This is a genomic window from Nocardioides sp. GCM10030259, assembly GCF_042666375.1.
Lineage (GTDB): Bacteria > Actinomycetota > Actinomycetes > Propionibacteriales > Nocardioidaceae > Nocardioides.
In genome coordinates this window covers 228,007-245,247 of sequence record NZ_JBHTDF010000005.1, presented here as the reverse complement: position 1 = coordinate 245,247, position 17,241 = coordinate 228,007, and the positions used below count along the sequence as shown (strand labels likewise).

Annotated in this window: 16 protein-coding genes; 8 read left to right on the top strand and 8 right to left on the bottom strand. The window is 73.6% G+C overall.

The features are described from left to right. Positions 1-293: 293 nt before the first annotated feature. Entirely contained in the window at positions 294-1,724 is a 1,431-nt protein-coding gene (locus ACFQQI_RS05655; protein ID WP_378559184.1) for an FAD-binding oxidoreductase, read from the bottom strand. Between the two features lie 116 nt (positions 1,725-1,840). Here ACFQQI_RS05655 and ACFQQI_RS05650 point away from each other — a divergent pair, with 116 nt between their 5' ends. Both ACFQQI_RS05650 and ACFQQI_RS05645 read left to right on the top strand, forming a co-directional pair. Further along, entirely contained in the window at positions 1,841-5,164 is a 3,324-nt protein-coding gene (locus ACFQQI_RS05650) for a BTAD domain-containing putative transcriptional regulator (RefSeq protein ID WP_378559181.1), read from the top strand. A 76-nt stretch (positions 5,165-5,240) separates the two neighbouring features. Further along, a complete protein-coding gene (locus ACFQQI_RS05645; RefSeq protein ID WP_378559178.1) occupies positions 5,241-6,419 on the top strand; it encodes an MFS transporter in 1,179 nt (392 codons plus the stop codon). 4 nt (positions 6,420-6,423) lie between these two features. On the opposite strand, the gene ACFQQI_RS05640 is transcribed toward ACFQQI_RS05645, so the two are convergent. Beyond that, positions 6,424-6,999: a cob(I)yrinic acid a,c-diamide adenosyltransferase gene (locus tag ACFQQI_RS05640; RefSeq protein ID WP_378559175.1), complete on the bottom strand. Its 576-nt coding sequence runs from the start codon at positions 6,997-6,999 to the stop codon at positions 6,424-6,426. A gap of 177 nt (positions 7,000-7,176) precedes the next feature. Between ACFQQI_RS05640 and ACFQQI_RS05635 the strand changes: the two genes are divergently transcribed. Both ACFQQI_RS05635 and ACFQQI_RS05630 read left to right on the top strand, forming a co-directional pair. After that, positions 7,177-7,485 (top strand): STAS domain-containing protein, encoded by a 309-nt coding sequence (locus ACFQQI_RS05635; RefSeq protein ID WP_378559172.1) that lies wholly within the window; start codon positions 7,177-7,179, stop codon positions 7,483-7,485. Positions 7,486-7,570: 85 nt separating this feature from the next. Further along, positions 7,571-9,574, top strand: a complete 2,004-nt coding sequence (locus ACFQQI_RS05630; protein ID WP_378559169.1) for a protein meaA — start codon at positions 7,571-7,573, stop codon at positions 9,572-9,574. Positions 9,575-9,604: 30 nt separating this feature from the next. Here the strand turns inward: ACFQQI_RS05630 and ACFQQI_RS05625 are convergent, their stop codons facing one another. From ACFQQI_RS05625 to ACFQQI_RS05615, 3 genes are read right to left on the bottom strand one after another with little or no spacing between them, the layout of a single operon-like run. Then, positions 9,605-11,458, bottom strand: a complete 1,854-nt coding sequence (locus ACFQQI_RS05625; RefSeq protein ID WP_378559166.1) for an FtsX-like permease family protein — start codon at positions 11,456-11,458, stop codon at positions 9,605-9,607. After that, complete coding sequence (locus ACFQQI_RS05620) at positions 11,455-12,150, bottom strand: ABC transporter ATP-binding protein (RefSeq protein WP_378559163.1); 696 nt, start codon at positions 12,148-12,150, stop codon at positions 11,455-11,457. Before ACFQQI_RS05620 ends, ACFQQI_RS05625 begins: the two co-directional genes overlap by 4 nt. Continuing rightward, complete coding sequence (locus ACFQQI_RS05615) at positions 12,147-12,656, bottom strand: PadR family transcriptional regulator (RefSeq protein WP_378559160.1); 510 nt, start codon at positions 12,654-12,656, stop codon at positions 12,147-12,149. Before ACFQQI_RS05615 ends, ACFQQI_RS05620 begins: the two co-directional genes overlap by 4 nt. Positions 12,657-12,756: 100 nt before the next feature. Here ACFQQI_RS05615 and ACFQQI_RS05610 point away from each other — a divergent pair, with 100 nt between their 5' ends. After that, positions 12,757-12,957, top strand: a complete 201-nt coding sequence (locus tag ACFQQI_RS05610; protein WP_378559157.1) for a hypothetical protein — start codon at positions 12,757-12,759, stop codon at positions 12,955-12,957. Positions 12,958-12,992: 35 nt separating this feature from the next. Then, entirely contained in the window at positions 12,993-13,517 is a 525-nt protein-coding gene (locus ACFQQI_RS05605) for a ferritin (protein WP_378559154.1), read from the top strand. A gap of 9 nt (positions 13,518-13,526) precedes the next feature. On the opposite strand, the gene ACFQQI_RS05600 is transcribed toward ACFQQI_RS05605, so the two are convergent. Further along, positions 13,527-14,552, bottom strand: a complete 1,026-nt coding sequence (locus tag ACFQQI_RS05600) for an alpha/beta fold hydrolase (protein ID WP_378559151.1) — start codon at positions 14,550-14,552, stop codon at positions 13,527-13,529. 81 nt (positions 14,553-14,633) lie between these two features. Between ACFQQI_RS05600 and ACFQQI_RS05595 the strand changes: the two genes are divergently transcribed. Then, positions 14,634-15,743 (top strand): ATP-binding protein, encoded by a 1,110-nt coding sequence (locus ACFQQI_RS05595; RefSeq protein WP_378559149.1) that lies wholly within the window; start codon positions 14,634-14,636, stop codon positions 15,741-15,743. On the opposite strand, the gene ACFQQI_RS05590 is transcribed toward ACFQQI_RS05595, so the two are convergent. Next, positions 15,730-16,044: a DUF952 domain-containing protein gene (locus ACFQQI_RS05590; RefSeq protein ID WP_378559146.1), complete on the bottom strand. Its 315-nt coding sequence runs from the start codon at positions 16,042-16,044 to the stop codon at positions 15,730-15,732. The two genes, ACFQQI_RS05595 and ACFQQI_RS05590, sit on opposite strands and share 14 nt — an antisense overlap. A 4-nt stretch (positions 16,045-16,048) precedes the next feature. Beyond that, on the bottom strand, positions 16,049-16,498 hold the full coding sequence (locus ACFQQI_RS05585) for a hypothetical protein (protein WP_378559143.1): 450 nt from the start codon (positions 16,496-16,498) through the stop codon (positions 16,049-16,051). A 65-nt stretch (positions 16,499-16,563) separates the two neighbouring features. On the opposite strand from ACFQQI_RS05585, the gene ACFQQI_RS05580 reads away from it, so the two are divergent. After that, complete coding sequence (locus ACFQQI_RS05580; RefSeq protein ID WP_378559140.1) at positions 16,564-17,238, top strand: ArsR/SmtB family transcription factor; 675 nt, start codon at positions 16,564-16,566, stop codon at positions 17,236-17,238. The last annotated feature ends 3 nt before the right edge of the window (positions 17,239-17,241 follow it).

Genomic DNA, 17,241 nt, shown 5'->3' with positions numbered 1-17,241 from the left:
GCGACTGAGCTTGCGAAGTCGCGACCCGCGTGTCGAGGCCCGGTGGCTGTCTCCAGGGCGGTGATGGGGAGACCACCGCCTCGGCTCGTCTCACCGGGTTTCGACGCGCGGTCGCGGCCTCGCAGGCTCGGCCGCGCGCTTGCTCAACCTTCGCGACCCCCGCGCCGTGCTCGCTACGCTCGCACGCCGCTGGTCGCTTCACCGGGTTTCGAGACGCGTCGCACGGCCCGCGCTGACGCGCGGTCCGTGCCGACGCTCCTCAACCTTCGCGCCTCCTCACCGCCTGAGCGAGCTCAGGCGGTGGGCGCTCCGTCCTCGTAGAGGCGCGGGATGGCGTGGTTGGCGACGAAGACGCCGTGCGGGTCGACGGCGCTGCGGATGCCGGTGAGCTGGGTCCAGGCGTCGTCGCCGTAGATCGACCGCGAGTCGACCGGGCCCTCGGCGAAGTTGCCGTACTGACGGCCGTTCTGGAAGGGCTCGAGCGCCTGGTTGAACCGGACGGCGTCCGCGTGGGTCTGGGCGCCCATCTCGGGGGTCATCGCCATGCCGCCGGCGAACGTCAGGAACTGCGCGTCGAGCTGCTTCAGGGCGCCGCCGCCCTCGTGCGGGCGGCCGAGGGCGCCGCCGAGCTGGCGGAGCTCGGCCATCAGCAGGCTGGTCCGGGCGTCGGGCCCGGCCTCGGCGATGAACGCGTCGACCGCGGCGTCGGGGAACGAGCCCAGCATGGCGGAGTCGGCGACAGCTGGGACGCCGCCCTCGGGGTCCATGTGCAGCCGCACGAGCGACTTGGCCGGGACGCGGGCGAAGGTGTCCATGGTCGGGTTCAGCGCGCGCAGGCCGGCGAGGAGCTCCTCGCCGCGCGCGTCGGAGCCGAGCACGGCGCCGTCGATGATGACGATCTCGCGGCCGCGGAGGAAGTCCGGCAGGTCCGGGATGGGAGGCAGCCGCATGGCGCGGAACGCCGTGGTGATCTCGTCGGGAGCCTCCGGCGCCCAGGCGGCCCACTCGCGGAGCACGGGCTCGATGTCGCGGAGGTCCCACATCAGGAAGCCGGCGTACGCCGTCTGGATGTCGAACATCCTGAACTCGAGTGCGGTGACGACGCCGAAGTTGCCGCCGCCGCCCCGCACGGCCCAGAAGAGCTCGGCGTTCGTGTGGGCGTCGGCGCGGACCAGGGTGCCGTCGCCGATGACGATCTCGACGGCGGTGAGGCTGTTGGTGGCGAGGCCGAGCTTGCGGGCGTACCAGCCGATGCCGCCGCCGAGGCTGTAGCCGGCGATGCCGACGTCGGGGGAGGAGCCGTGCAGCACGGCCTTGCCGTGGGCTGCGGCCGCGTCGACGGCCGGCTCCCAGACGGTGCCGCCCTCGACGCGGACGATGCCGCGCGTCGGGTCGGCGATCGCGGAGCTGAGCTCGGAGGTGCGCAGCAGCACCGTGTCGTCCAGGCCGCGGGCCGCGAGCGGCCCGGCGTTGTGGCCGGTGCTCTGGGGGGCCACGTGCAGGCCGGCCTCGGCGGCGTACCGCACGACGGTGGCGACCTCGGCGGCGGTCCGCGGGAGGGCCACGGCGGCCGGCCGCTGGTCGACGGCGAGGTTCCAGGCGACGCGTGCGGCGTCGTACGCCTCGTCGCCGGGCAGGTGGAGGCGGCCGGGGAGCAGCCCGCGGAGGGCCGCGGCGGCGGGAGCGTCGGTGGTGGCGCGCTGGGCGTTCAGCTCGATGGTCATGGTGGGTGACTCCTGGGTGGTGGCTCGATCGGTGGGATGACCATGCGCGCCCCCTCTTGGAGGTGACTTTGAGCCGACTGGGAGCGGGGTGGGGCGGCACGCCCTACGCTGCGCACGTGGAGGTGTCGGTGCTCGGCACGGTCGAGGTCAGCCGCGCGGGCCGGGCCGTCGACCTCGGTACGCCGAAGCAGCGCGCCCTCGTCGCTGCGCTGGCGCTCTCGCGCGGGTGGCCCGTCTCGGTCGACGGCATCGTCGACCTGCTCTGGGGCGACGACGCGCCGCCCGGGGTGACCGCGACGCTCCAGGGCTACGTCTCGCAGCTGCGCCGCGCACTGGAGCCGGAGCGGCAGCGCCGGGCGCCGGCGACCGTGCTGGTCACCGTCGCGCCGGGCTACGCGCTGCGGGTGCCGGACGACGAGGTCGACGCACACCGGTTCGAGCAGGCGGTCAACGACGTGCACCGCCGGGTGCAGGCGTTGCCGGTGCGGGGGCCGTCGCCGTTGGGCGAGTCGGACCTGCAGCTGCTCTCGAAGACGCTCGACGAGTCGCTGCGGCTGTGGCGGGGCACGCCGTACGCCGAGCTGGGCGACGTCGACGCCGCCGTGGCCGAGCGGTCGCGGCTCGACGAGCTGCGGCTGGTCGCGCAGGAGGACCGGGCCGTCGTCGAGCTCGCGCTCGGCCGGCACGCGACGGTGGCCGCGGAGCTCGAGGCGCTCACCGGCGCCCATCCGCTGCGGGAGCGGCTGTGGGCGCTCTGGTCGGTCGCGCTGGCCCGCAGCGGCCGGCAGGCCGACGCACTCGAGGCGCTCGCCCGGGTGCGCACCATCCTCGACGAGGAACTCGGCCTCGAGCCGTCCGCCGAGCTGCGTGAGCTGCAGACCGCGGTGCTGCGCCAGGACCCGGGCCTGGAGTGGGTGCCACCTCTCGCCGCCGCCGTGCCGCCGGCGCCGGTCGCCGAGCCCGAGGCGGCGCCGGCCCCCGCGCCCGCGCCGGCCGAGCGGGTCGCGCCCTGGCCGATGGTCGGTCGCGACGACGACCTCGCGTCGCTCCTGACGATGGTCGAGCGGGCCGACCGGGGCGCTCCGTCGTACGCCGTGCTCACCGGTGAGCCCGGGATCGGCAAGTCCCGGCTGGCTGCCGAGCTGGTCATGGAGGCGCGCCGGCGCGGGCTGCTGACCCTGGTCGGCCGGTGCTCGCAGGACGACGGCGCGCCACCGCTGTGGCCGTGGAAGTCGGTGCTCGAGGGGCTCGGGACGACGCTGCTCGACGAGGACGCGGCCGGCGAGGGCGACGGCGAGCAGTTCCGCGCGTGGGAGCGGATCGTCGAGACGATCCGCTCGGCCGCCCGGGACCGGACGGTCGTCGTCGTGCTCGACGACCTGCACTGGGCCGACGCGTCGACCCTGCGGGTCCTCCGGCTGCTGGTGGAGACCACGGACCTGGCCCGCCTGCTCGTCGTCACGACCTGGCGCCCCGAGCAGAGTGGGCTGCTCGCCGAGGTCTCGGAGTCGCTGGCTCGCATGCACGCCGTCCGCCTCGAGCTCGAGGGCCTCGCCCCCGACGAGGCGGCCACGGTCTTCGCGAGCATCGCCTCGCGCGAGCTCCGCCGCTCCGACGCTGCTGCGCTGCGGGAGCGCACCGACGGCAACCCGTTCTTCCTCGTGGAGCTCGCGCGGCTGGGCGGCAGCGGCGGCGCGCCCGACGAGGTGCCCGGCGCGGTCACCGACGTGCTCAACCAGCGCCTCGCCCGGCTGCCCGACCCGACGGTGACGGCCCTGCGCTCGGCGGCGGTCATCGGCCGGGAGTTCGACGTGGAGCTGCTGGCGACGGTCACCGGGATCGACGAGGACGACCTGATCGACGTCGTCGAGCCCGCCCAGGCCGCCGGGCTCGTGCGCGAGGACGGGATCGACCGCTACCGCTTCGCGCACGCGCTGGTGCGCGACACCCTGCGTGGCGGCCTGAGCGCCAGCCGCCGGGCCCGCGCCCACGCGCGGGTGGCGGAGGTCCTGGACGGCGTGGCCGGGCGCGAGACCGAGGTCGCCCGGCACTGGCGCGAGGCCGGACCGTCGTACGCCGACCGGGCGTGGCGCGCCGCGGTCGACGCCGCCGCGCTCGCCCGGCGCCTCTTCGCGTACGACGAGGCCGCCGAGCTGCTGCGAAGCGCGCTGGTGTCGATCGAGGGCGACGCCGACGCGGGGCTGCGGGACCGGTACGACCTGCTGATGGCGCTGATCGACGAGTACCGCTGGGCCGCCCAGCTGCCGAAGCTCGTCGGCGCGGTGGAGGAGGCGATCGAGGTCGGCAGGCTGCTGGGCGACCACGAGGCCGTCGCCCGGGCCGCGATCTCGACGACCCAGGGGGTGCTGTGGCGCTCGGCCCCCGGGGGCGGGGTGAACCAGGCCGTCGTCGGCGCGCTCCGCGCCAGCCTCGACCGGCTGGCGGGGGAGGACAGCGCGCTGCGCTGCCGCGCGATGCTCGCGCTCGCCAACGAGCTCAACGACGCGACGCCGTACGAGGAGCGGCGGGCGCTCTGCGACGAGGGCCTCGCCATGGCCCGCCGGCTCGGCGACCCCGTGCTGCTGCTCGACGCCTGCCAGACGGTGTTCGTCTCCCTCTGGCTGCCGCGGACGGCCGCGGAGCGGCTCGACCTCGTCACCGAGTCGCTGGAGCTCGCCCGGGCCACCGGGAGCGAGCGCAGCTTCGTCGTCTCCGCCTGCCTGCGGGCCGCGGTGCTCGGCGAGCTCGGCCGGCCGGCGGACATGCTGGCCGCGATCGACGTCGCCCGGGTGGAGGTGGAGCGACTGCGGATCTCCTTCGGGGAGACCGTGCTCGGCGGCATCCTGGTGCCGTGGCACGCGATGGCCGGGCGCTTCGACGAGTGCGAGCGGCTCGTCGCCCACGTCCGGCAGGTCGCCTCCCGCATCTCCCACAGCAATGCCGACCACGCCGTGCTCGGGTCGCTGCTCGCGATGCGTCTGTGGCAGGGCCGCTCGATCGAGATGGTGCCGGTCCTGGAGAGCTTCGGTCCGACGGGGTACCCCTTCGAGGCCAGCATCGCCGTCTACCTGTGGCGAGCCGGGGAGCACGACCGGGCCCGGGCGCGCGTCGCCGAGCACGCCATCTCGCTCGACCACGAGGTCAACATCTCCCTGGTGTCGTGGTGCCACACGGCGGAGATCGCGCTGTACCTGGATGAGCGGCAGCTCGCCGCCGACGCCTACGAGCGGCTCGCGCCGTACGCCGGCTACTCCGCCTGCGCCGGGTCGGCGCTCGCGATGGGCCCGGTCGACGCCTACCTGGCGCTGGCGGCAGCCGCCGTCGGCGAGCGCGACCTGGCCGCCCGGCACGCCGACACTGCGCTCGAGGCCGCTGCCGCGTGGGGGATCCCGGTGTTCGCCGAGTGGTTCGAGCAGGAGCGCCGGACCCGCTCGTTCTGACCCCGGGGCGTCCACGTTCTGGACCGGTCAAGATGAGCATTTGGAGGACCGCCCCCCGATCGGGAACGCTAGGGCGGTGACGTCCCTGCTGCACACGCGCAACGCGGTGGCGCTGAGCTTCGCCCTCAACGGCTTCTGCTTCGCCACGATGGTCTCCCGGCTGCCCGACATCCGCAGCGGGCTCGACCTCGACAACGCCGCGCTGGGCCTGCTGCTGCTCGCGATCTCCGTCGGCTCGGTCATCGCGCTGCCGCTCAGCGGCCGGCTCATCGACCGCTTCAGCGCCGCCGCCGTGACCCGGTTCGGCGCGGTCCTGGTCGCAACCGGCCTGACGGTCGCCATGGCCGGCGTGGTCACCGACATGATCGCGCTGACCGCGATCGGCTTCTTCATCGACGGCATCGGCATCGCGACCTGGGACGTCTCGATGAACGTCGAGGCCGCCGAGGTGGAGCACCGCCTCGGGCGCACGATCATGCCGCGCTTCCACGCGGGCTGGAGCCTGGGCTCGTTCGCCGGCGCCGGCATCGGCATCCCGATGGCCGCGCTGCACGCGCCGCTGATGCTGCACGTGCCCGGCTTCGCGCTGCTGGCCGCGGTCGCGACCTGGCGCGCGGCCGCGACGTACCTCCCGGCGAAGGAGGCGCACGAGGTCACCGCCGCGCCGCCCGGGTGGTCGCCGTGGAAGGAGCCGCGCACGCTGGCGATCGGCGTGATGGTGATGGCGTTCGCGCTCTCCGAGGGCGCCGCCAACGACTGGCTCTCGCTCGCGCTCATCGACGGGTACGACGTCCGGCACTGGGTCGGCGTCACCGGCTTCACGGTCTTCGTCTGCTCGATGATGGCGGGCCGGCTCTACGGCCCGGTGCTCCTCGACCGCTACGGTCGCGCCCCGGTGCTGTGGGGCTCGTCCGGGGCGGCGTTCGTCGGCATCCTGCTCACCGTCTTCGGCGGCAACGTCGTCCTCGTCGGCCTCGGCATCGTCGCGTGGGGCCTCGGGGCCTCCCTCGGCTTCCCGGTCGGCATGAGCGCGGCCGCCGACGACCCGCTGCGCGCCGCGCGCCGGGTCAGCACGGTCTCGACGATCGGCTACACGGCGTTCCTGGCCGGCCCGCCGCTGCTCGGCCTGCTCGCCGACCACGTCGGCACGCTCGAGACGCTGCTGGTCATCGCCGCGCTCATGGTCCCGGCGGCCGTCACCGTCTTCGCGGCCCGCGAGCGCCGCGCGCCGGTGCCGGAGGACGCCGCGACCTGACCTGCTACTCCCGCTCGCCGCCCGGCACCCAGAGCACGTCGCCAGCCGCGCGGTTCGCGTGGCGGGCGAGGATGAACAGCAGGTCCGAGAGCCGGTTGAGGTACTTGATCGCGAGCACGTTCATCGTCTCGCCGTGGACCTCGTACGCCGCCCAGGCCGACCGCTCCGCGCGACGTACGACGGTGCGCGCGACGTGCAGGTGCGCGGCAGCGGGCGTGCCGCCGTTGAGGATGAAGGAGCGCAGCTTCGGCAGGTCCTCGTTGTACTCGTCGCACCAGCCCTCGAGGCGGTCGACGTACTCCTGCTCGATGCGCAGGGGTGGGTACTCCGGGTCGGCCACCACCGGCGTGCAGAAGTCGGCGCCGACGTCGAACAGGTCGTTCTGGACCCGGGTCAGCAGCCGCACCACTGCGTCGTCGAGTCCGCTCGTCGCCAGCACCACGCCGAGGTGCGCGTTGGCCTCGTCGACGTCGGCGTACGCCGCGAGCCGCAGGTCGGTCTTCGTGGTCGTGCTCATGTCGCCCAGCCGGGTCTCCCCGGCGTCGCCGGTGCGGGTGTAGATCCGGGTCAGGTTCACCATGCCCGGAGCGTAGCCGTGCCGGGCATGACTCCCCGCCGGCCGGGGTAGTGCCTATGTGGACGCGACACGACGGAAAGTTCGGCGACGGTGGCAACCATCCGGCCGGGTGCGGCGTCATAGTGGGTGACAGGCCGGCTGAGCGGGACACGGGGTCCCGAGGACACGGGGGCTCATCAGATGGACATCACCACCGACGGATCGATCCTCCACCTCAGCGGCGACTTCGACGTGCGCAGCACGATGGAGGTCCGCGCCGCCATCTACGACCAGCTGCGCGGCCACGAGGTCGACCTCGTCGTCGACCTCACCGACGTGGAGACCATCGACATGACGGCCCTCAAGCTGCTCGCGGTCGCCACCCGCCAGGCCTCCCGCGACGGCCACCACCTCACGCTGCGCGGCTGCGGTCCCGCCGTACGCCGGATGCTGACCCTGTCCCGGATCGGCCGGGTCGTCGCCGTCGAGCGCGAGACCATCAGCGCCTGAGCAGGACGCGCCAGCGGGTCGAGACCCGTGTCGGATACCCCACAGCCGGTTACCAATCGGTAGCCACGCGCCTACGCTCCGACCTATGAGCGAGAAGGCGAGCCACCCGAAGGACCGGCCGTGGGTGATGCGCACGTACGCCGGCCACTCCACGGCCGCCGCGTCGAACGCGCTGTACCGCACCAACCTGGCGAAGGGGCAGACCGGCCTGTCGGTCGCCTTCGACCTGCCGACCCAGACCGGCTACGACCCGGACTCGTCGCTGGCGCGCGGTGAGGTCGGCAAGGTCGGCGTACCGGTGCCGCACCTGGGCGAGATGCGGCGACTCTTCGAGGACATCCCGCTCACCGCGATGAACACCTCGATGACGATCAACGCCACCGCGATGTGGCTGCTCGCGATGTACCAGGTGGTCGCGGAGGAGCAGAACCCTGACCTGTCGCCCGAGGAGGTCGCCGCCCAGCTCGCCGGCACCACCCAGAACGACATCATCAAGGAGTACCTCTCGCGAGGGACCTACGCCTTCCCGCCCGAGCACTCGATGCGGCTGATCTCGGACGTCATCAGCTACACCGTCCACCAGATCCCGAAGTGGAACCCGATCAACATCTGCAGCTACCACCTGCAGGAGGCGGGCGCGACGCCGACGCAGGAGCTCGCGTACGCGCTGAGCACCGCGGTCGCCGTCCTCGACACGGTCAAGGACTCCGGGCAGGTCTCGGCCGAGGACTTCGAGAAGGTCGTCGGCCGGATCTCGTTCTTCGTCAACGCCGGCGTCCGGTTCATCGAGGAGACCTGCAAGATGCGGGCCTTCGTGCAGCTGTGGGACGAGATCACCCGCGAGCGCTACGGCGTGCAGGACCCCAAGATGCGGCGGTTCCGGTACGGCGTGCAGGTCAACTCGCTCGGGCTGACCGAGGCCCAGCCGGAGAACAACGTCCAGCGCATCGTGCTCGAGATGCTCGGCGTCACGCTGTCCAAGAACGCCCGCGCCCGTGCCTTGCAGCTGCCCGCCTGGAACGAGGCGCTCGGGCTGCCGCGCCCCTGGGACCAGCAGTGGTCGCTGCGGCTCCAGCAGGTGCTGGCCTTCGAGTCCGACCTGCTCGAGTACGACGACATCTTCGACGGCTCGCACGTCATCGAGGCCAAGGTCGCCGAGCTGGTCGAGGGCGCCAAGGCGGAGATCGACCGGGTCCAGGCGATGGGCGGGGCGATCGCCGCGGTGGAGTACATGAAGCAGGAGCTGGTCTCCTCGCACGCCGCCCGCCGGGCCCGCATCGAGTCCGGCGACGAGGTCATCGTCGGCGTCAACAAGTACGAGACGACCGAGCCGTCGCCGCTGACCGCCGACCTCGACGGCGCGATCATGGCCGCGGACCCCGAGGCCGAGCAGACGGCGATCGCCAGCGTCGAGGCGTGGAAGGCGCAGCGTCGCGAGACCGAGGTCGCGGAGGCCCTGGCCGCCCTTGCCGCGGCCGCCAAGACCGAGACCAACCTGATGGGCCCGACCCTGGTCGCCGCCCGTGCGGGCGCGACCACGGGGGAGTGGGCGGGGACGCTGCGCGAGGTGTTCGGCGAGTACCGCGGCCCGACGGGCGTCAGCGGCGCCGTCGTCGCCGAGGCCGGCGCCGAGCTGACCGCGGTCCGCGAGCGGGTCAGGGAGACCGGCGAGGCCCTCGGCACCCGCCTGCGGCTGCTCGTCGGCAAGCCCGGGCTCGACGGGCACAGCAACGGCGCCGAGCAGGTCGCCGTACGCGCCCGGGACGCCGGCTTCGAGGTCGTCTACCAGGGCATCCGGCTCACGCCCGAGCAGATCGTCGCCGGCGCCGTCGCCGAGGACGTCCACTGCGTCGGGCTGTCGATCCTGTCCGGCTCGCACATGGAGCTGGTCCCGGCGGTGCTCGACGGCCTGAAGGAGGCCGGCCTCGACGACGTGCCCGTGATCGTCGGCGGGATCATCCCTGACTCCGACGGTCGCCGGCTGCGGGAGCTCGGGGTCGCCGCCGTCTACACGCCCAAGGACTTCGGGCTCACCGAGATCATGGGCGGGATCGTCGACGTGATCCGCGCGGCCAACGGGCTGGACTGATCACTCGGCCCGGATCTATTCGGCCCGGATCTATTCGGCCCGGATCTCCTCGGGCCGGAGCCGGGGCACGGCGTTGAGCATCGCGATCGCGGCGACGCCGAGGCAGCCCAGCACGGCGATGCCGAGGAGCACCCACGTCTGGAGCCACGGCATGACGAGGCCGTCGTCGAGGGTCAGGAAGGTCGCACCGGCGAGCGCGCCGAGGCCGATCGCGAGGACTGCGCCCAGGGTGACCGGCAGCCCGGTCTCGATCAGCTGCGCCCGGCGCAGCACGCCCGGAGCCAGTCCGACGAGCCGGAGCCCGGCGACCTCCTTGCGGCGCTGGATGGTGCGGTCGATCGTCGCTATCGTCAGCGCGAGCAGGCCGACGCCGAGGACGACCCCGGCGATCGTCCAGACGATCGCGCGCATGGTGGCCACGAAGTCGTACTCCGTGTAGTCCGCCGTGACCGTCGCCCCCTGGTTGCCGGCGTGGTCGAGCACGCGGTCGACGAGGTCGCGGCCGGGCGGGCCCGTGACGAGCACGGAGTGACGCGTCGTCGCGGGCAGGTCGGGGACCAGTGCGGGCGGGATGATCACGTCGGCGTACAGCGGGGCGATCAGTCCCCACGGCTCGTCGTTGCCCATCGCCGCCAGGTCTCGGGGGGTGGTCACGACGATCGTGCTTTCGTCGTCACCGGCGACCCACCGCACGGTCTCCGGCAGGCCTTCGTGGGCACCGGAGCCGAGCCACATCGGCTCGCCGTCGCGGCAGCCCCGGACGTCCCCGACCCGGTCGAGGTCGGCGCAGGTCGCGACGAGCGCCTCGAGGTAGGTCTCGCCGGCGCTGCGCACCATCGGCAGGTCCACGACGTCGCGGATCCCCTCGGCGCGCTCGAGCTCGCCCACCACCGTCGGCGCCTCGTCGGCGGTGGTGTCCGTGGCGACCCGCTGCTCCTCCTCGAGGCCGCGCGCCGCCTCGACGTACTGCGGCGTGCTCTCGAACGCCACGAGCACGTAGCGCGCGCCGGTGACCAGGAAGAGCCCGATCAGCAGCGCGCCGATGATCCGGGCGACCGCGGCGGGCTGCGCCTCGAGGCGGCGTACGGCGATGCGGGAGGCCGCTCCGAGCGGCCGGCCGGACAGCGCGCGGGTGAGCAGGCGGACGAGTGCCGGCAGAACCAGGACCAGTCCCAGCGCCAGCTGGGTCGTGCCGACGAGGAAGAGAGCGATCTCGCGGTCGGTGTCCTCGCGAGGACCCCGCTCGTCGCCCACGACCACGACGGCGCACGCCACCGCGCCGAGCACCAGCGGCACGAGCCGCCACCAGCCGGGCGGGGTCCGGTCCGTGCGACGGGTGACCGCGAGCGGGTCGCGGGCGGTGACCCGGGTGGGGAGCAGCCCGACGAGCGCCACGGTGAGCGGGACGGCGAGGAGCACCGCGACCTGGTCGACGGGCTCGGGCGCGAAGGTGAGGTCCCAGTGCCGTCCGCCGAGCGAGTGGTCGATCAGGGTCGGGCGCAGCCCCCAGAAGGCGAGCCAGCCCAGCACGCTCCCGAGGGTCGCGGCCACGCCCGTCTCGGCAGTGGCGACGAGGCGGGTCTGTCCGGGCGTCAGCCCGACCAGGCGCAGGTTCGCGAGCCGTCGGTCGCGCAGCGACGCCGCGAGCCGGGCGACCGTGGCGAGGAGGACCAGGCACGGCAGGGTCACCGCGGCGACGACCGACGCCACGATGCGCGGCATCTCGGCCTGGTAGCTGGTGGCGTTGTGGAGCTCGAACCGGCTGGCCGCGAGCGTCGTCAGCAGCACCAGGCCGGCGAGGGCAGCGGCCAGCACCAGCAGCGCCGTGCGCACCCGCGCGGACGGCGTCAGCGAGAGCCGAAGACCCAGCCACAGCGACGTCATGCGGGGGCTCCCACGCCGACGCGCCCGTCGCGGACGACGACGAGGTCGTCGAGGTGCGAGGCGACCACGTGGTCGTGGGTGACGACGACGAGGGCGGCGCCCATCTGGCGCGTCACCTCGACCATCGTGTCGAGCACCCGCTCCGCGGTGAGGCTGTCGAGCGCCCCCGTGGGCTCGTCAGCCAGCACCACGGAGGGGTGGTGCACCAGCGCCCGGGCGACCGCGGCGCGCTGCGCCTGGCCGCCGGACACGGCGCCGGTACGTCGGTCGGCGAGGTCGGCCACGCCGAGGGCGTCGAGCACGGTCAGCGCTCGCTCCCGGGCCGGTCGCGCCTTGTGGCCGAGCACCTGGAGCGGGAGCATCACGTTCTCGACCAGCGTCAGCTCCGGCACCAGGTCGCCGAACTGGAAGACCATGCCCATCCGGGCGAGGCGGCGCCTGCTCCGCGCCGCCTCGCCGAGCAGGTCGAGCCGCTCGTCCTCGAACCACACCTCGCCGGCGTCCGGGCGGACGATGCCGGCCAGCGCGTGGACCAGCGACGACTTGCCCGACCCCGACGGACCCATGACGGCGGTCCGGGAGCCCGGCTCGATCGCGAGGTCGACCGCGTCGACGGCGACGGTGTCGCCGTACCGGACGGTGAGGCCGCGGGCCTCGAGCACGGCGGGCCCGAGCGTCTTCGTCGGGCTCATCGCAGCTCCTCCAGCCGGGTCCCGGCCTCCTCGATCCACCGCAGGTCGGCGTCCAGGTGGGCGAGCTCGTAGGTGATCGCGAGCTGGGCTGCGGGCTCGGCGCTCTTCCGCTCCTGGGTCAGCTCCCGCATCCGGGCCAGGTGCTGGACCCGCTGCCGGTCGAGGACGTCCGCGGCCGAGCGGCCCGAGGTCAGGGCGACGCTGACGCGCGTGTAGAGGTTGCTCATCGCGAACTCCGTCGGTTGCTGGGGCGCGTAGACCCACTCCGAGACCGCCTCGACCCCGTCGGTCGTGATGCGGTAGCGCTTGCGCTCGGGACCGTCGACCACCTCGACCTCGACGACCTCCGCCCAGCCCTTCTTCTCGAAGCGGGAGAGCGCGGCGTACACCTGCCCGAAGGCCAGCGGACGGGTCCGGGCGAAGCGGTCGTCGTACCGCTGCTTGAGGGTGTATCCGTGGGCCGGCTCCTGCTCGAGGAGGGCCAGCAGGGGGAGTGCGGCGCTCATGGCGCCGGACTATACACACTGTGAATAGTTGCCGGTCCGGCGATTCGCCGATGAGACGACTGAGGTAAGGCTCGCCTAATCCCGTGCTACGGTTCCGCGCGTGGGCAAGAAGAAGAGCTCCGGCAAGGTGGCGAAGCTGCCGAAGATGGAGTGCTGCGTGTCGAAGTCGAAGTGCGGACGCTGCCCGCTCCGCATGCTCAAGGAAGGCACGCTGCCCTCGGGGTATACGGTCAAGAAGCGCAAGCTCGTTCGGGTCGACGGCAAGAAGGTCACCAAGAAGAAGCTTGCGAAGGCAGCCTGAGTCCCGACCCCCCGGCCGACCTCGAGGAGCACCCCGTGGCCGCACCGCGCTTCACCGAGCAGCTCAACGTCCAGATCGGCAACGAGCTCGCCGCGCACAACCAGTACCTCGCCTGCGCCGTCCACTACGACGCGCTGACGATGCCGCAGATGGCCGCGTTCTTCTACGCCCAGGCGCTCGAGGAGCGCGCGCACGCGGCGATGATGATCCAGTACCTGCTGGACACCGACAGCCCGGTGACGATCCCGGCCGTGCCCGCGCCGGTGAGCGACTTCGCCGACGTCGTCGCGCCGGTCGAGCTGGCGCTGGAGCAGGAGCGGCGCGTCACCGACCAGATCAACGGGCTGCTCCGGATCGCCCGCGAGGAGTTCGACTTCGCCTCCGAGCAGTTCATGCAGTGGTTCATCAAGGAGCAGGTCGAGGAGGTCGCCACGATGAGCGACCTGCTCGCGGTGGTGAAGCGCAACCTCGACGACGTCGAGGACATCGAGGAGTACGTCGCCCGCGAGCAGAGCGCCGAGGGCGACGACCCGACGGCGCCCCGCCAGGCCGGCGCCTGAGCCTGACGCTCACCCCAGCCAGCGCAGCACGGCGTTCCCGACCTGGGCCGGGCGCTCCAGCGGCAGCGCGTTGCCGGCGCCGGCGAACGTCCGCGTCGTCACCTCCGCGGCGTACGACGCGGGCTGCCCGGACCGCGCCTGCGGCGTCGTGAGGGCGTCGGCGTCGCCGTACATCAGCAGCACGGGCGCCTCGATGCGGCTGGCCGCTCCGCGCACGGCGGCGAGCGTCGTCGTGCGGCTGAGCACGTCACCGCACGGCACCTCGCTGAGCAGGGACGTGGCCCGGCTCTGCACGCTCCCGGGTGCGCGGGCGAAGAGCAGGCCGCGGGCCGTCGCCGCATCGGCCGCGACCGGAGCGCCGTCCGCGCCCGTGGCGCAGGTCGCGCGCCGGTCGGTGACCGCCTGGCGTGCGACCTGGGTGGTGGCGCCGTCGGTCCACGACATCAGCACCACGCCGGCCACGTCGTCGAAGGTGCCCGCCTCGAGCTGGGCGATGGCCGCGCCGGCGCCGTGGCCGTGCGTGACGACGTGCGCAGCGGCCGGGGGGTCGACGAACCGCTCGTCGACGAACTCGTAGACCCCCGACCGCAGGTGCTGGACCACCTGGTGGAGCACGTCCGCCTGGGCGGCGAGGCACGAGGAGTCCGCGCGGTCGCTCGCGCCGTACCCGAGCCGGTCCAGCACCAGCGTGGTCTCGCCCCGCCGGGCCAGGCGGGCCGCGTAGTCGTGAGCGTCCGCGCCCGGGAGGCGCCAGAACCACCCGCCGGCGCCGTCGTCGTGGACGAGCACGTTGATGCGCGTCGTTCCGGCGGTGCCGGCGACGGCGCGGCGCGGCCCGACGAGGCGCGCGCGTACGTCGTACGTCTGCTCGTCCGGGAAGCAGAGCGCCGACGTCGAGTTGGTGTTCTCCACCTCGAACGTCACCGCACGGGAGACCACCCGCGGTCGGTCCGGCGCGGCGGCCGCCGAGGAGAGGGCTCCCGGCAGGAGCGGGGCGAGCAGGGCGGTCAGGACTCCGAGAATGATCAGCCTCACGCTGTTGAACCTACGTCAATAGCGTCGATCGCGGACACCCGCTCCGGGTTCCGGACAGCTCGGTGCGGGTACCCTCGGCGCGTGGACCGCTATGCGGAGGGGCTCTTTCGCGGTGTGTTCGAGACCGCCCCCGACGCGACGGTCATCGTGGACACCGCGGCGACGATCGTGGTCGCCAACAAGCGGTTCCACGAGGTGCTCGGCTACGACCTCGGCGACCTGGTCGGGCAGTCGGTCACCGTGCTCGCGGCCCAGCCCGACGCCGACGTCGTCCTGCGCGGGCTGGCCGAGTACATGCGCGAGCCCGCCGCGGTGCCCATGGGCTACACCAGGGAGTTCCTCGTCCGGCACTGCGACGGCCACGACGTGCCGATGGAGCTCGCGCTGTCGCCGTTCGAGAGCGAGGACGGCCTCCTGGTCATCATCGCGCTGCGCGACACCACCGAGCGCCGCCGCCTGCAGACGGAGACCCAGCGCCTGCGCGACGACCTGATCGCCACGGTCTCCCACGAGCTGCGCACGCCGCTGACGTCGATCATCGGCTACACGGAGCTGATGTCCGAGCTCGGCGAGGAGGACCTGAGCCGCCGGGCACGCAAGTACCTCGGCGTCATCGAGCGCAACGCCGTACGCGAGCTGCAGCTGGTCGACGACCTGCTGACGATGGCGTACCTCGACGACGACCGGGTGCGGATGCTGCGCGAGCAGGTCGACCTGGCGAAGGTCTGCCAACGGGTCGTGGACGACCACGCCGGGCAGGCCATCGAGCGGGGCCTCGTCCTCGCCTTCGACGACGGCGACGGCGAGCCCGCGGTCGGCGACTTCGTGCGCCTGGTCCAGGTGGTCGAGAACCTCGTCAGCAACGGCATCAAGTTCACCCCCGCCGGCGGGCGGGTCGACATCTGCCTCGCCGACCAGGGGGCGATGGCGGTGGTGGAGGTGCGCGACACCGGAGTCGGCGTACCTCCCGAGGAGCTGAACCGGCTCTTCGAGCGCCTCTACCGCGGCCCGCACGCCATCGCGAACCAGGTGCAGGGCGCCGGCCTGGGCCTGCCGATCGTGCGGGCCATCGTCGAGGCCCACGGCGGCTGGGTCGACATCCAGAGCGAGGTCGGCGTCGGCACCGTCGTCCGCGTCGCCATCCCGCACTTCGGCGCCGGCAGCGCCGAGGAGGCGGCTACAACGGCGTGACGCCGACGACCGCGGCCGGGTCGAGCTCGCCGTACACGTGCGGGAACGTCTCCTCGATGCCCGGGCCGGGCGGCTCCTCGACGACGGGTACGTCGAGCAGCTCGGTGTCGATCTCCAGCAGCACGAGCGGCTCCGTCACGTCGGCGTAGAAGGCCGCGAGCACCCCGCGCCACTGCTCGGCACTGCTGGCATGGATGAAGCCCTGCTCCTCGAGGGTCACGCCGCGGGTCGAGGTCCGGTACCCGCCGGACTCCTGCGCGGCCTCCCAGTCGGCGAGCGTGGCGATGTGGAAGATCCTCATGCGCTCATCGTGGTACGCCGACCTGGTCGGCGTACCACCGGATGCCGGTCAGGTGCTCGGCGATCTCGCGCAGCGTCCAGTTCTCGCCGCGCGGCAGGTCCCACTCCTCCGGTCCGGCGGCCGCGAGCCGGAGCGCGAACGTGCGTCCGAGCCGGCGGATCCGCTGCCGGGCCTCGTCCAGGTCGAGCTCGGTGAACCGCGCCCAGTCGGCCTCGACGGTGACGAGGCTCGCGTGCCAGCGGTCGGGCTCGGTCGGCACGCCGGCGAGCAGCGCCTCGACCTCGGCGAGGTGGTCGACCAGGTGGTCGGCGATGCGGCGCACCGCCTTCTGCGGCGTGTAGACGCGGTCGCCGCCCTCGCTGACGAACGGCCGGCCGTCCCACGCGAGCCAGGTGGCGGCGGCCTCCAGGCAGTGCTCGACGGCGTCCTCGACCAGGGTTCCGGGGTTGTCCATGGCCCGGACGCTAGGGGCCCGACGGTTCGGCCCGGACCGAACCGTGGTCGACGTAGCCTCGTCGGGTGCACGACACCGACCTCGCCGCCGTCGGCGCGCTGATCGGCGACCCGAGCCGCGCGCGGATGCTCGACGCGCTCATGGGCGGCCGGGCTCTGGCGGCCGGCGAGCTGGCCCGGGTGGCCGGCATCGGCGCGTCCACGGCCAGCGAGCACCTGTCCCGGCTCCGCGACGGAGGGCTGGTCGAGGTCGTCTCCCAGGGGCGGCACCGCTACTACCGGATCGCCGGGCCCGACGTCGGCGCGGCGCTCGAGGCGCTGTCGCACGTCGCGCCGCCGCAGCCGGTGACCTCGCTCCGGCAGGCGGGCCACGCGCGCGCCCTCGGCTTCGCGCGCACCTGCTACGACCACCTCGCCGGCACCTGCGGGGTCGCCGTCCACGACGCGCTCATCGAGCGCGCGTGGCTGACGCCGGCGTACGCCGTGACGCCCGCCGGCGACGACGGCCTGTCGGGGTGGGGCGTCGACCTCGCGGCCGCCCGGTCGCGCCGGCGCTCCTTTGCACGCCCCTGCCTCGACTGGACCGAGCGCCGGCCGCACCTGGCCGGCGCGCTCGCCGCGGGCATCACCGACGCCCTGGTCGACCGCGGGTGGTTCGTGCGCCGCGCCGCCGACTCCCGCGCGCTGCGGCTCACCGACGCGGGTCGCGCCGGGCTGGAGGAGCTGGGCTGCCGGGTCTGACCG

Excerpts from the sequence above, each read along its gene's own strand:
- ACFQQI_RS05630 (WP_378559169.1), top strand. The coding sequence starts at position 7,571 with ATGAGCGAGAAGGCGAGCCACCCGAAGGACCGGCCGTGGGTGATGCGC.
- ACFQQI_RS05655 (WP_378559184.1), bottom strand. The coding sequence starts at position 1,724 with ATGACCATCGAGCTGAACGCCCAGCGCGCCACCACCGACGCTCCCGCC.
- ACFQQI_RS05640 (WP_378559175.1), bottom strand. The coding sequence starts at position 6,999 with ATGGTGAACCTGACCCGGATCTACACCCGCACCGGCGACGCCGGGGAG.
- ACFQQI_RS05620 (WP_378559163.1), bottom strand. The coding sequence starts at position 12,150 with ATGAGCCCGACGAAGACGCTCGGGCCCGCCGTGCTCGAGGCCCGCGGC.
- ACFQQI_RS05615 (WP_378559160.1), bottom strand. The coding sequence starts at position 12,656 with ATGAGCGCCGCACTCCCCCTGCTGGCCCTCCTCGAGCAGGAGCCGGCC.
- ACFQQI_RS05585 (WP_378559143.1), bottom strand. The coding sequence starts at position 16,498 with ATGGACAACCCCGGAACCCTGGTCGAGGACGCCGTCGAGCACTGCCTG.
- ACFQQI_RS05625 (WP_378559166.1), bottom strand. The coding sequence starts at position 11,458 with ATGACGTCGCTGTGGCTGGGTCTTCGGCTCTCGCTGACGCCGTCCGCG.
- ACFQQI_RS05635 (WP_378559172.1), top strand. The coding sequence starts at position 7,177 with ATGGACATCACCACCGACGGATCGATCCTCCACCTCAGCGGCGACTTC.
- ACFQQI_RS05590 (WP_378559146.1), bottom strand. The coding sequence starts at position 16,044 with ATGAGGATCTTCCACATCGCCACGCTCGCCGACTGGGAGGCCGCGCAG.